Annotated in this window: 20 protein-coding genes; 18 read left to right on the top strand and 2 right to left on the bottom strand. The window is 38.9% G+C overall.

Going from position 1 to position 12060, the window contains the following annotated elements; all coding sequences use genetic code 11:
* Positions 1–4: 4 nt before the first annotated feature.
* Positions 5–673, bottom strand: a complete 669-nt coding sequence (locus tag EKM78_RS02450; protein WP_125768880.1) for a prepilin peptidase — start codon at positions 671–673, stop codon at positions 5–7.
* Positions 674–911: 238 nt separating this feature from the next.
* On the opposite strand from EKM78_RS02450, the gene rpsL reads away from it, so the two are divergent.
* The 3 genes from rpsL to fusA are packed head-to-tail and all read left to right on the top strand — an operon-like array spanning position 912 to position 3958.
* A complete protein-coding gene (gene rpsL, locus EKM78_RS02455; protein ID WP_125706979.1) occupies positions 912–1325 on the top strand; it encodes a 30S ribosomal protein S12 in 414 nt (137 codons plus the stop codon).
* Positions 1326–1356: 31 nt separating this feature from the next.
* Entirely contained in the window at positions 1357–1827 is a 471-nt protein-coding gene (rpsG, locus tag EKM78_RS02460; protein WP_125768882.1) for a 30S ribosomal protein S7, read from the top strand.
* A 34-nt stretch (positions 1828–1861) separates the two neighbouring features.
* Positions 1862–3958 carry an elongation factor G gene (fusA, locus tag EKM78_RS02465; RefSeq protein ID WP_125768884.1) on the top strand — a complete coding sequence of 699 codons (2097 nt, stop codon included), beginning with the start codon at positions 1862–1864 and terminating at the stop codon, positions 3956–3958.
* Positions 3959–4101: 143 nt separating this feature from the next.
* Here fusA and EKM78_RS02470 read toward each other — a convergent pair whose 3' ends face one another.
* Positions 4102–5256: a CPBP family intramembrane glutamic endopeptidase gene (locus tag EKM78_RS02470; RefSeq protein WP_164507167.1), complete on the bottom strand. Its 1155-nt coding sequence runs from the start codon at positions 5254–5256 to the stop codon at positions 4102–4104.
* 282 nt (positions 5257–5538) lie between these two features.
* Here EKM78_RS02470 and rpsJ point away from each other — a divergent pair, with 282 nt between their 5' ends.
* The 15 genes from rpsJ to EKM78_RS02545 are packed head-to-tail and all read left to right on the top strand — an operon-like array spanning position 5539 to position 12056.
* Complete coding sequence (gene rpsJ / locus EKM78_RS02475) at positions 5539–5847, top strand: 30S ribosomal protein S10 (RefSeq protein ID WP_125706987.1); 309 nt, start codon at positions 5539–5541, stop codon at positions 5845–5847.
* 31 nt (positions 5848–5878) lie between these two features.
* Positions 5879–6514, top strand: a complete 636-nt coding sequence (rplC, locus tag EKM78_RS02480) for a 50S ribosomal protein L3 (protein WP_125768890.1) — start codon at positions 5879–5881, stop codon at positions 6512–6514.
* 17 nt (positions 6515–6531) lie between these two features.
* On the top strand, positions 6532–7155 hold the full coding sequence (gene rplD / locus EKM78_RS02485) for a 50S ribosomal protein L4 (protein WP_125768893.1): 624 nt from the start codon (positions 6532–6534) through the stop codon (positions 7153–7155).
* Positions 7155–7442 carry a 50S ribosomal protein L23 gene (gene rplW / locus EKM78_RS02490; RefSeq protein WP_125768896.1) on the top strand — a complete coding sequence of 96 codons (288 nt, stop codon included), beginning with the start codon at positions 7155–7157 and terminating at the stop codon, positions 7440–7442. Before rplD ends, rplW begins: the two co-directional genes overlap by 1 nt.
* A gap of 16 nt (positions 7443–7458) precedes the next feature.
* On the top strand, positions 7459–8292 hold the full coding sequence (rplB, locus tag EKM78_RS02495; RefSeq protein ID WP_125768899.1) for a 50S ribosomal protein L2: 834 nt from the start codon (positions 7459–7461) through the stop codon (positions 8290–8292).
* A 34-nt stretch (positions 8293–8326) separates the two neighbouring features.
* A complete protein-coding gene (gene rpsS / locus EKM78_RS02500; protein ID WP_125706997.1) occupies positions 8327–8602 on the top strand; it encodes a 30S ribosomal protein S19 in 276 nt (91 codons plus the stop codon).
* A gap of 19 nt (positions 8603–8621) precedes the next feature.
* A complete protein-coding gene (gene rplV, locus EKM78_RS02505) occupies positions 8622–8975 on the top strand; it encodes a 50S ribosomal protein L22 (RefSeq protein ID WP_125706998.1) in 354 nt (117 codons plus the stop codon).
* 17 nt (positions 8976–8992) lie between these two features.
* On the top strand, positions 8993–9664 hold the full coding sequence (gene rpsC, locus EKM78_RS02510) for a 30S ribosomal protein S3 (protein ID WP_125768902.1): 672 nt from the start codon (positions 8993–8995) through the stop codon (positions 9662–9664).
* Positions 9665–9667: 3 nt separating this feature from the next.
* Positions 9668–10099, top strand: a complete 432-nt coding sequence (gene rplP, locus EKM78_RS02515) for a 50S ribosomal protein L16 (protein WP_125707002.1) — start codon at positions 9668–9670, stop codon at positions 10097–10099.
* Positions 10089–10283, top strand: a complete 195-nt coding sequence (gene rpmC, locus EKM78_RS02520) for a 50S ribosomal protein L29 (RefSeq protein ID WP_125707004.1) — start codon at positions 10089–10091, stop codon at positions 10281–10283. Before rplP ends, rpmC begins: the two co-directional genes overlap by 11 nt.
* 23 nt (positions 10284–10306) lie before the next feature.
* On the top strand, positions 10307–10579 hold the full coding sequence (gene rpsQ / locus EKM78_RS02525; protein WP_125768905.1) for a 30S ribosomal protein S17: 273 nt from the start codon (positions 10307–10309) through the stop codon (positions 10577–10579).
* A 31-nt stretch (positions 10580–10610) separates the two neighbouring features.
* Entirely contained in the window at positions 10611–10979 is a 369-nt protein-coding gene (rplN, locus tag EKM78_RS02530; RefSeq protein ID WP_048704069.1) for a 50S ribosomal protein L14, read from the top strand.
* 32 nt (positions 10980–11011) lie between these two features.
* Positions 11012–11296, top strand: a complete 285-nt coding sequence (gene rplX, locus EKM78_RS02535) for a 50S ribosomal protein L24 (RefSeq protein WP_125768908.1) — start codon at positions 11012–11014, stop codon at positions 11294–11296.
* 16 nt (positions 11297–11312) lie between these two features.
* Positions 11313–11855 (top strand): 50S ribosomal protein L5, encoded by a 543-nt coding sequence (gene rplE / locus EKM78_RS02540; RefSeq protein ID WP_125707010.1) that lies wholly within the window; start codon positions 11313–11315, stop codon positions 11853–11855.
* Between the two features lie 15 nt (positions 11856–11870).
* The gene (locus tag EKM78_RS02545; RefSeq protein WP_048704063.1) at positions 11871–12056 is read left to right on the top strand and encodes a type Z 30S ribosomal protein S14; all 186 of its coding nucleotides are present in this window, start codon (positions 11871–11873) and stop codon (positions 12054–12056) included.
* Positions 12057–12060: the final 4 nt, after the last annotated feature.

A 12060-nucleotide genomic window follows, 5' to 3' on the forward strand; every position in this document is an offset into this window, starting at 1 on the left:
TTTTTTACACGAAGATCAGATAGATTATTCCGGTTGCAACTGACAAATAAGGGATGAATCTAAATGATCTTTTTTTATTAAATAAATTAAGTAGGATACAAAGGCAACAAGCTAAAAATAATATATATACTGCATAAACATATCCGAAGAAAACGGCAATTATAGCTAATAATTCAACGTCGGCAATTCCGATGGCATTGGAAATACTTTGAAAGACGAACATGAGAAAATATACTAGTAGTCCTTCGAGAGGATGAAGATATTGCCAGTGAAGGGCTAGGGGGATCAGAAAGGGTAGATAATAGCTTGAATAAATGTAACCGAATTGAAAGTCTGACACTGATAAAATTACTAGTGCTAAAAACATTGGCACAAACCAGACCAGATCCTTGTGATATAGGGCAGCGCATAATAAAATTGCACCACCAAGTATTTCACTGATCGGGTACCAGAATTTTACTAAGTTATTACAATTACGACATTTACCAAAAGTGGCTAAATATCCTAGAATAGGGATGGTATAATAGAACGGGATTTGGATGTGACAGTGATCGCAACTGGATCTTTTGTGAGAGAAGACTTGACCTAGCTCAAAGTCTTGGACGAAGACTGTTGCAAATGAAACAATGCACGCACCGAGAAAGAACATCAATAAGTTGAAGAACAATAGCATTTTTATCACCTCAAGTTAGATTACGTAAACTTTTTCTAATTCTTTTTCAATCTAGTCAATTGTGTCGTTGACACCTTGAGTAGTAGATGTTATTCTAATAGACGTGCTTTTATTGGCAGCAAGGATGTATTGTTTATAAATATAAGCTCAAAATGTACGCCACTCTAGTGGTTTATTATTTTTTCAAAATTGTGAACCACCTGGATGTGTGTACTTAAATTTTTAGGAGGAACTCTGAATGCCTACAATTAATCAATTAGTACGTAAAGGCCGTAAGTCACAAAGCTCAAAGTCAGATGCACCTGCTTTGAACTATGGCTACAATAGTATGAAGAAAATTGCTACAAAGAACCCAGCACCTCAAAAACGTGGTGTTGCAACTCGTGTCGGTACAATGACACCTAAGAAGCCTAACTCTGCTCTACGTAAGTATGCCCGTGTTAGACTATCAAACCTTATCGAAGTAACAGCATATATTCCTGGTATTGGACACAACTTGCAAGAGCATAGTGTTGTTCTTGTCCGTGGTGGCCGTGTAAAGGATCTACCTGGTGTTCGTTATCACGTTGTTCGTGGTGCTCTTGATACAGCCGGTGTTGATGGACGTATGCAAAGCCGTTCTAAATACGGTGCTAAGAAACCTAAGAAATAATTAGATAAGAATATTAACGGAGGAATTTAATATGCCAAGAAAAGGTAGCGCTCCAAAACGTGACGTTTTGCCTGACCCAATGTATAACTCAAAATTAGTAACACGCTTGATCAATCATTTGATGTATGACGGTAAAAGAGGTACTGCTTCAACAATCCTTTACCGCGCATTCGATATTATTAAAGATAAGACTGGTAACGAACCATTGGATGTCTTCGAAGAAGCCATGAACAATGTTATGCCAGTTCTTGAAGTTAAGGCTCGCCGTATCGGTGGTTCTAACTACCAAATTCCTATTGAAGTACGCCCAGATCGTCGTACAACATTAGGTTTACGCTGGATCGTAAGTTACGCACGTCTACGTGGTGAACACACAATGGACGCAAGACTTGCAAACGAAATTATGGACGCAGCAAACAATACTGGTGCTGCTGTTAAGAAACGTGAAGACACACATAAGATGGCTGATGCCAACCGTGCCTTTGCTCACTATCGTTGGTAGAATTCAGTAAATCTGAGAGGAGATAAGATTTTTAATGGCTAATAAACGTGAATTTCCATTAGAAGAAACTCGTAATATTGGTATCATGGCCCATATTGATGCTGGTAAGACAACAACTACAGAACGTATTCTTTATTATACTGGTAAAATCCATAAGATCGGTGAAACACATGATGGTGCTTCACAAATGGACTGGATGGCCCAAGAACAAGAACGTGGTATTACTATTACATCAGCTGCTACAACTGCTGAATGGAAAGGTAACCGTATCAACATCATCGATACCCCAGGACACGTTGACTTCACAATCGAAGTTGAACGTTCACTTCGTGTTCTTGATGGTGCCATTACAGTTCTTGATGCTCAATCTGGTGTTGAGCCACAAACTGAAAATGTTTGGCGTCAAGCTTCAACATACGGTGTTCCACGTATTGTTTTCGTTAACAAGATGGATAAGATCGGTGCTAACTTCGACTACTCAGTTGAAACTTTGCATGAAAGACTAGATGCAAATGCACATGCTATCCAAATGCCTATCGGTGCCGAAGATAAATTCGAAGGTGTTATTGACCTTATCGAAATGAAAGCTGACCTTTACGATGAAGATGAGCTAGGTACAAAGTGGGATACAGTTGATGTTCCTGATGAATACAAAGAAAAGGCACAAAAAAAGCGTGCTGAATTGATCGAAGCAGTTGCTGACGTTGATGATGACATTATGGAGAAGTACCTTGACGGTGCTGAAATCTCAAACGATGAAATCCGTACAGCTATCCGTAAAGCAACTATCAACTTGAAATTCTTCCCAGTTCTTGCTGGTTCTGCCTTCAAGAACAAGGGTGTTCAAATGTTGATGGATGCGGTTGTTGATTACTTGCCATCTCCACTTGACGTTCGTCCTTATAAAGCTACAGATCCTAAGGATGAAAGTGAAGTTGAATTGAAAGCTGACGATAGCAAACCATTTGCTGGTTTAGCATTTAAGATCGCTACTGACCCATTCGTTGGTCGTCTAACATACATTCGTGTATATAGAGGATCACTTGAATCAGGTTCATACGTTCTTAACGCAACTAAAGACAAACGTGAACGTGTTGGTCGTTTGCTACAAATGCACTCTAACCACCGTAAGGAAATCCCTGAAGTATTCTCTGGTGATATCGCTGCTGTTATCGGTTTGAAGAATACTACAACAGGTGACTCACTTACAGATCCTTCAGATCCATTGATCCTTGAATCATTGGATATTCCAGATCCAGTTATCCAAGTTTCTATCGAACCTGATTCAAAGGAAGATAGAGATAAGATGGATGTTGCTATCCAAAAACTATCTGAAGAAGATCCAACTTTCCAAGCTGAAACAAATCCTGAAACTGGTGAAACATTGATCGCCGGAATGGGTGAATTGCACTTGGATATCATGGTTGACCGTATGAAGCGTGAATTCAAGGTTGCATGTAAAGTTGGTGAACCTCAAGTTGCTTATCGTGAAACATTCACTAACCCAACTAAGGCTCAAGGTAAGTTTGTTCGTCAATCTGGTGGTAAAGGTCAATATGGTGACGTATGGATTGAATTCACACCAAATGAAGAAGGAAAAGGTTTCGAGTTCGAAGATGCCATCGTTGGTGGTGTTGTTCCTCGTGAATACATTCCTTCAGTTGAACAAGGTTTGAAAGAATCAATGGAAAACGGTGTTCTTGCTGGATACCCATTGATCGATGTTAAGGCTAAGTTGTATGATGGTTCATACCACGAAGTCGATTCATCTGAAGCAGCCTTCAAGATCGCTGCCTCAATTGCTCTACGTAACGCAGCTAAGTCTGCTGGTGCTGTTATTCTTGAACCTATCATGAAGGTTGAAATTGTAACACCAGAAGATTACTTAGGTGATGTTATGGGACAAGTTACAGCTCGTCGTGGACGTATTGAAGGTATGGAAGAACGTGGAAACGCTCAACTTATCAACTCATTCGTTCCACTTTCAGAAATGTTTGGTTATGCTACAACACTTCGTTCAGCTACACAAGGCCGTGGTACTTTCACAATGACATTTGATCATTACGAAAAAGTTCCTAAGTCAATTCAAGCTGATATTATTAAGAAAAACGGCGGTAACGCTGACGCTTAATTAATAAGCAAATTAAAAGAGATGAAATCTTAATTGATTTCATCTCTTTTTTTTTGCCCGTAAAACGATTTCCGGGCGACAGCAAGCTTCCGCTGAGTAACTATAGTTACGATAGTTCACGTTGAAATATCTAATCCTATTTTTTACTTGAAAAATATATTGTCGTTTGTCGTTTCTTCCGAATGTTTTATGAGTAACAATATCCCTAATATTATGAAGACTGCCGCTTGAATTACTGTACCCAAAAGATCTTCAGTCGTTACTTTTCCCGTCATTAATTCGCTCGACGTTGTGTAGAAGACGAGGATGTCCAATAGTGCGTGAAAATAGACTACCAAATAGAAATTATTTGTATAAATATAAATTGAAGCAAAGTAGAAACCTATGGCAAAGGCGAAGATTATTTGGATCGTAGTATTACCAAGATCCTGACCGGCAAAAATGTTTGATCCATGAAGTCCGGCAAATAGTAAACTACTAATTATTACGGCATAAAAAATCCTGTTTCTTCTATTATAAAGATAATTCAATATTAACGTGAGAATAGCATACCTAAAAATGAATTCTTCAGCTATCCCGGCCTCTAGGCCACCTAATGTACTCGACCAAGTGATTTTCATGTGTATAAAATGCAGCAGCAACAAACTGTCGCCGGGAAAAGCATTCCATAATGCGAACCATGTAGTAAATATGGTTACCGCAATAATGATCCACCAACTACTAGTTGCTTGTTTTTTGAAGTGGGGCATTTCTTGATGCCACGTTTTCATAGCAATGACCAGTAAGATAACGATAATGATTGCTCCTGCAAACATAGAATCTGAAAGCAGACGAATGACATCATTTTTGTAAATGATCGTTGAACCAGTGATGGAATCTAATGAGTTAGTAGCGGTAATGATAAAAGTGTACAAAATTATCGCGATGCGCCCGATCAAATTATTGATAGGGGAAATCAGAGTATATGTGTACGGGATAAACATAACGAATAAATACAATAGAAGGAACACGATCCAAGCGGGATGATTCCAATTAATAAAACTACTAGTTAAAATGATCAATTGGTTGAAAGCTAACGTCATTGTAATTGGTTGTATTAGTAACTGCAGGATTCGATTAATTTTATCGAATTTTGAGCTGTCGGGATTATCATGGATCAGTAGTCCGAGGAAATTAACCACTATTACTAGCTCAAATGCTGTGAAGCTTTTAAATATGGCGAAAAATAAAATGACGGTGGAATTTAAGATCAATTGCGTGTAAAATAACCGATGTTGGACTGAATTTGTTTTGAGCATAAACATTTCTCCCATAATGAGTTATTTACATTATGCCATAGTGTTAATGCAAGTCAGTTTTTCTCAATTGAAACTAAAAAAATCCTTGATAATGCCGGTCCAATCGTGTACTATAAGAGAAGTGCTTATTTCATAGGAGAAGTATGCGCCTATTGGTATTTAAAAATATCGACGGCATAGAAGTGAGAGGTTGCGACACGCCCGGCCGCTTTGCCACGGCAGAGCTGTTGGATATTTTCACGGAGCCGGTCATCTTGAAAGAGACAAAAAGGAGGTAACCCCATGGCAAGTCAAAAAATTCGCATTCGCTTGAAAGCTTACGAACATCGTATCCTAGATCAATCAGCTGACAAGATTGTGGAAACAGCAAAGAGAACTGGTGCTGAAATTTCAGGTCCAATTCCTTTACCAACAGAACGTTCACTTTATACAGTGTTAGCTTCACCACACAAGCATAAAGATTCTAGAGAACAATTCGAAATGCGTACACATAAAAGACTTATCGACATCGTTAATCCATCACCTAAGACAGTTGATTCATTAATGAAGTTAGATCTACCATCAGGCGTAGATATCGAAATCAAATTATAATAAATTAAAATAAATTATTGGAGGTGCAAACATGGCCAGAAAAGGAATTCTTGGTAAGAAAATTGGAATGACTCAAATTTTCACTGAAAACGGCGAATTAGTTCCTGTTACAGTTGTTGAAGCAACACCTAATGTTGTTACACAAGTGAAAACAGCAGAAACAGATGGTTATGAAGCTATTCAACTTGGCTTTGAAGACCGTCGCGAAGTTCTAACTAATAAACCTGCCAAAGGTCATGCAGAAAAGGCAAACACAACTCCTAAACATTACACTCGCGAGTTCCGCGATGTTGAAATGGGAGATTACGAATTAGGTGGAGAAGTTAAAGTAGACACATTTAATTCAGGTGATATTGTCGACGTTACAGGTACATCAAAGGGACACGGAATGCAAGGTAACATCAAGAGATTCGGACAAGCTAGAGGTCCTGAAACTCACGGTTCTAGATACCACCGTGTTGCTGGTTCAATGGGTGCTATCATCAACCGTGTATTCAAAGGTAAGATGCTCCCAGGACGTATGGGTAACAATCGCGTGACAACACAAAATCTAGAAGTTGTTAAAGTTGATGCAGATAAGAATGCAATCATGATCAAGGGTAATGTCCCTGGTGCTAACAACTCACTAGTTAAAATCCAAACAGCTGTTAAAGCTAATACAAAATAGGAAGGAGGAACTGAGTTATGACAAAAATCACAGCCTATAAAGACAGCGGTGCTGAAAATGGTACTGTTGAAGCAAATGATTCAATCTTCGGAATTGAACCAAACAACTCTGTAGTTACTGATGCTGTTATTATGCAACGTGCTACTTTGAGACAAGGTACACACGATGTTAAGAACCGCTCTGAAGTACGTGGTGGTGGTAAGAAACCATGGCGTCAAAAAGGAACAGGTCGTGCTCGTCAAGGATCAATCCGTTCACCACAATGGGTTGGCGGTGGTACTGTTTTCGGTCCCACACCTAGATCATACGCATACCATCTTCCTAGAAAAGTTAGCCGTTTAGCATTGAAGTCTGTACTTTCACAAAAAGCTGCTGACGGTAACATGATCGTTATCGACTCAATTTCATACGACAAGCCAAGTACTAAATCATTCGCACAATTACTTACACAAGTTGGTGTTGACGGAAAGGCTCTTGTAGTTGTTGAAGACGGAAATGACAATGTTGCTTTATCAGCAAGAAACATTTATAAAGTTACAGTTGTTGCACCAGAAGGTGTTAACGTTCTTGATGTTATCAACGCTAAGAAATTAGTAGTTACACAAGCAGCACTTTCTAAAATTGAGGAGGTGCTTGGATAATGAGCGCAAGAGACGTAATTATTCGCCCAGTCGTTACTGAAAACTCAATGGATCAAATGGCAGACAAGAAGTACACATTTGATGTTGCTTTAGATGCTAACAAAGTTAACGTGAGACAATCCATTGAAGAAATTTTCGGTGTAAAAGTTAAAAAAGTAAATATCATGAATGTTTCAGGTAAGAAGAAACGCCAAGGTCGTTATGTTGGTTATACAGCAAAACGTCGTAAAGCTGTTGTTACACTTACAGAAGATTCAGATGAAATTAAGATTTTTGATGAAGAATAATTAAGGAGGTCAAATAATGGCGATTATCAAGTATAAACCAACCACAAACGGTCGTCGTAATATGACAGGTTCTGACTTTGCCGAGATTACAAAGAAATCTCCTGAAAAGACATTGTTAGACTCACAAAGCCATACAGCTGGTCGTAACTCATACGGTCATATTACAGTTCGTCACCGTGGTGGTGGTCACAAGCAACATTACCGTATCATCGATTTCAAACGTACAAAAGATGATGTTGAAGCTACAGTAAAGGCTATCGAATACGATCCAAACCGTACTGCTAACATCGCATTGTTACACTATTCAGATGGTGTTAAATCATATATCTTAGCTCCTAAGGGACTTGAAGTTGGACAAAAAGTTCAATCAGGTGTTGATGCAGATATCAAACCAGGAAATGCTCTTCCACTAGAAAACATTCCAGTAGGTACTATTCTTCATAACGTTGAGCTCAAACCTGGTAAGGGTGGTCAATTAGGCCGTTCTGCTGGTGCTTCAATTTCATTACAAGGTAGAAACGGTAAATATTCTATTTTACGTTTACCTTCAGGCGAAGTTCGTATGATTTTATCAACTTGCCGTGCAACCGTTGGTTCAATTGGTAATGAACAACATGAATTAATTAAGATTGGTAAAGCTGGACGTAAGCGTTGGTTAGGCTTCAGACCTACAGTTCGTGGTTCAGTTATGAACCCTAACGATCACCCACACGGTGGTGGTGAAGGTAAAGCTCCTATCGGTCATCCATCACCAATGTCACCATGGGGTAAGAAGACCTTGGGTAAGAAAACTCGTTCATCACATGCCAAATCTGAAAAGCTTATTGTTCGTCATAGAAAAGGTAAGTAATCATTTCGCAGGAATAATATAAGGAGGACATAAGATGAGTCGTAGTTTAAAAAAGGGACCATTCGCAGATGCACATCTTCTTAAGAAGATCGACGCACAAGTAGATTCTGACAAGAAATCAGTTATCAAAACATGGTCAAGACGTTCAACAATTTTTCCTAGTTTCGTAGGATTCACAATTGCAGTTCATGATGGGCGTAAGCATGTGCCAGTTTATATCCAAGAAGATATGGTTGGCCACAAGTTGGGCGAATTCGTACCAACACGTACATTCCATGGACATGGAACAGACGATAAGAAAACTAAGTAATAAGAAGGGAGACTAAATGATGGCAGAACAAGAAATTACATCTGCAACAGCCAGAGTGAAAAATGTTCGTATTGCACCTCGTAAAGCCCGCCTTGTTATTGATTTGATCAGAAACAAGAACGCTGCTGAGGCATTAGCAATTTTGCAATTTACACCAAGAGCAGGCTCTCCTATTATTGCCAAAGCTCTTAAATCTGCAATTGCAAACGCAGAACACAATTTTGATTTAGATGCACAAAACCTAGTAGTTAGCGAAGCATTCGTTGACGAAGGACCAACTCTTAAACGTTTCCGTCCAAGAGCTAAAGGTTCAGCATCACCAATCAACAAGAGAACAAGTCACATTACAGTTGTAGTAACAGAAAAAGATTAGTATTGGAGGTAACTTGAGTGGGTCAAAAGATTAATCCAGTCGGATTCCGTGTCGGTGTTATCCGTGACTGGGATGCCAAATGGTATGCAGAAAAAGATTTTTCAACTTTCTTACACGAAGATCTTAAGATTCGTGATTACATTGAAAACAGACTTGCAAATGCTTCAGTTTCAAGAATTGAAATCGAACGTACAGCAAAGAATGTTACAATTTCAATCCACACAGCTAAGCCAGGAATGGTTATTGGTAAAGGTGGTTCTGAAGTTGAAAAATTACGTAACGAACTAAACAAATTAGTTAACAGAAACATTCACATCAACATTATTGAAATTAAGAAACCTGATTTAGATGCAAAACTTGTCGGTGAAAACGTTGCTCGTCAACTTGAAGCACGTATCGCATTTAGACGTGCACAACGTCAAGCCGTACAACGTTCACGTCGTGCAGGTGCAAAAGGTATTAAGATTCAAATATCTGGTCGTTTAAACGGTGCTGATATGGCTCGTAGAGAATGGCATACAGAGGGAACTGTTCCTCTTCACACATTGCGTGCAGATATCGATTATGCATGGGTTGAAGCAAAGACTCAATACGGTAACTTAGGTGTCAAAACTTGGATTTATCGTGGTGAAATTCTTCCTGCAAAGCCTAATCATAATGAAGACAACAATGAAGGGAAAGGAGAATAATCTATGCTAGTACCAAAGCGTGTAAAACACCGTCGTGAATTCCGTGGTAAGATGCGCGGAGAAGCTAAAGGTGGTAAGAACGTCGATTTTGGTGAATACGGTTTGAAAGCTCTTGACTCAAGCTGGATCACAAATAGACAAATCGAAGCAGCTCGTGTTGCTATGACTCGTTACATGAAGCGTGGTGGTAAGGTTTGGATTAAAATCTTCCCTCACAAATCATACACTGCTAAGGGTGTAGGTGTTCGTATGGGTTCTGGTAAAGGTGCTCCTGCTGGTTGGGTTGCCGTAGTAAAACGTGAAAAAGTCATGTTCGAAATCGGTGGCGTATCAGAAGAAGTAGCTCGTGAAGCCCTAAGACTTGCATCAAACAAACTCCCTGTTAGAACTAAGTTTGTTAAAGCAGAGAAAGTAGGTGGCGCTGATGAAGGCTAGTGAAATCAAAGAGCTAACTGCTACTGAGTTACAAGATAAAGTTAAGCAATATAAAGAAGAGTTATTCAACCTTCGTTTCCAACAAGCTACAGGCCAATTGGAAAACACAGCTCGCTTAAAGGCTGTTAGAAAGAACATTGCAAGATTAAGAACTGTTCAAAATCAAGCAAATAACGACAAATAATAAACAGGAAGGGAGATCTCACGTTGAGCGAAAAAGAAACTCGTAACTATCGTAAAGTATACCAAGGCCGCGTAACTTCTGATAAGATGGACAAGACAATTACTGTTGAAGTTTCAACTTACAAGAAGCACCCAGTTTATGGCAAACGTGTTAAGTACTCAAAGAAGTTCTATGTTCAAGACGAAAAGAACGAAGCTAAAATTGGCGATGTTGTTCGTATTATGGAAACTCGACCTTTGTCAAAGACAAAGCGCTTCCGTTTATTAGAAATCGTCGAAAAAGCAGTTATTATCTAGTTTTAAATACTGATGAGAGGAGGACTAATAAGTGATACAACAAGAAAGCCGTCTAAAAGTTGCAGATAATTCTGGAGCTCGTGAAATTTTAACTATTAAAGTTCTTGGTGGTTCAAACCGTAAAACAGCTAATATCGGAGATATTATTGTCGCTACTGTCAAACAAGCAACACCAGGTGGCGTTGTTAAAAAGGGGGACGTTGTCAAGGCAGTTATTGTAAGAACTGTATCAGGTGCACATCGTACAGATGGTTCTTACATCAGATTTGACGAAAATGCTGCAGTTATTATTAATGCTGATAAAACACCTAGAGGAACTCGTATCTTTGGACCTGTTGCTCGTGAACTACGTGATAGCGATTTTATGAAGATCGTATCTTTGGCACCAGAAGTGCTATAAAAAGATCAATTTAATTCAGGAGGTGCTGAATAGTGTTTGTAAAAACTGGAGACAACGTTGAAATCATTGCTGGCGATGATAAATGCAAGCAAGGTACAGTTATCAAAGCTCTACCTAGCGAAAACAAAGTTGTTGTTAAAGGCGTACATGTTGTAAAGAAACATTCAAAGCCAACTAACACACAACCTCAAGGCGGAATTGTCGACGTTGAAAGACCTATCGATGCAACTAACGTTAAAGTTGTAAAAGGTTCAGCTAAGAAAACATCTACAGCCAAGAAATCTACAAAATCAACTGATAATAAAGAAGAAAAGTAAGAAAGGAGAAAACTAAATGGTTAATGCATTAAAAGAAAGATATGTAAAAGAAATCACACCATCAATGATGGAAAAATTCAATTACACATCAATCATGCAAACACCTAAGATCGAAAAGATCGTTCTTAACATGGGTGTTGGTGACGCTATTGCTAACTCAAAGAACCTTGATGAAGCTGTTGAAGAATTAGGCTTGATTTCAGGACAAAAGCCTTTGATTACAAAAGCAAAGAAATCTATTGCCGGATTCAGACTTCGTGAAGGAATGTCAATCGGTGCCAAGGTAACATTACGTGGTGATCGTATGTATGACTTTTTGGACAAGTTGATCAATGTCGCACTACCTCGTGTTCGTGACTTCCGTGGTGTAAATACTCGTTCATTCGATGGCCGTGGTAACTACACATTAGGTCTTAAGGAACAATTGGTTTTCCCAGAAATCGACTACGATAAAGTTAACAAGATTCGTGGATTGGACGTTGTTATCGTAACAACTGCTGAATCAGATGAAGAATCACGTGAACTTCTATCACAAATCGGAATGCCATTTACAAAATAAAGGAGGGTCATTAAATTGGCTAAGAAATCTCAAATCGTACGTAACCATAGACCAGCCAAGTTCTCATCACAAGAATATACTCGTTGCGAACGCTGTGGCCGTCCACATTCTGTATATCGTAAATTTAAACTTTGCCGTATTTGCCTTCGTAATTTAGCTCATGAGGGTCAAATTCCTGGTATGAGAAAAGCTAGTTGGTAAAATT

It is taken from the genome of Companilactobacillus furfuricola, assembly GCF_003946325.1.
GTDB lineage: Bacteria > Bacillota > Bacilli > Lactobacillales > Lactobacillaceae > Companilactobacillus > Companilactobacillus furfuricola.

What these genes read in the sequence shown, in the direction of transcription:
- EKM78_RS02450 (WP_125768880.1), bottom strand. Translation starts at nt 673, where the DNA reads ATGCTATTGTTCTTCAACTTATTGATGTTCTTTCTCGGTGCGTGCATT.
- rpsL (WP_125706979.1), top strand. Translation starts at nt 912, where the DNA reads ATGCCTACAATTAATCAATTAGTACGTAAAGGCCGTAAGTCACAAAGC.
- rpsG (WP_125768882.1), top strand. Translation starts at nt 1,357, where the DNA reads ATGCCAAGAAAAGGTAGCGCTCCAAAACGTGACGTTTTGCCTGACCCA.
- fusA (WP_125768884.1), top strand. Translation starts at nt 1,862, where the DNA reads ATGGCTAATAAACGTGAATTTCCATTAGAAGAAACTCGTAATATTGGT.
- EKM78_RS02470 (WP_164507167.1), bottom strand. Translation starts at nt 5,256, where the DNA reads ATGCTCAAAACAAATTCAGTCCAACATCGGTTATTTTACACGCAATTG.
- rpsJ (WP_125706987.1), top strand. Translation starts at nt 5,539, where the DNA reads ATGGCAAGTCAAAAAATTCGCATTCGCTTGAAAGCTTACGAACATCGT.
- rplC (WP_125768890.1), top strand. Translation starts at nt 5,879, where the DNA reads ATGGCCAGAAAAGGAATTCTTGGTAAGAAAATTGGAATGACTCAAATT.
- rplD (WP_125768893.1), top strand. Translation starts at nt 6,532, where the DNA reads ATGACAAAAATCACAGCCTATAAAGACAGCGGTGCTGAAAATGGTACT.
- rplW (WP_125768896.1), top strand. Translation starts at nt 7,155, where the DNA reads ATGAGCGCAAGAGACGTAATTATTCGCCCAGTCGTTACTGAAAACTCA.
- rplB (WP_125768899.1), top strand. Translation starts at nt 7,459, where the DNA reads ATGGCGATTATCAAGTATAAACCAACCACAAACGGTCGTCGTAATATG.
- rpsS (WP_125706997.1), top strand. Translation starts at nt 8,327, where the DNA reads ATGAGTCGTAGTTTAAAAAAGGGACCATTCGCAGATGCACATCTTCTT.
- rplV (WP_125706998.1), top strand. Translation starts at nt 8,622, where the DNA reads ATGGCAGAACAAGAAATTACATCTGCAACAGCCAGAGTGAAAAATGTT.
- rplP (WP_125707002.1), top strand. Translation starts at nt 9,668, where the DNA reads ATGCTAGTACCAAAGCGTGTAAAACACCGTCGTGAATTCCGTGGTAAG.
- rpmC (WP_125707004.1), top strand. Translation starts at nt 10,089, where the DNA reads ATGAAGGCTAGTGAAATCAAAGAGCTAACTGCTACTGAGTTACAAGAT.
- rplE (WP_125707010.1), top strand. Translation starts at nt 11,313, where the DNA reads ATGGTTAATGCATTAAAAGAAAGATATGTAAAAGAAATCACACCATCA.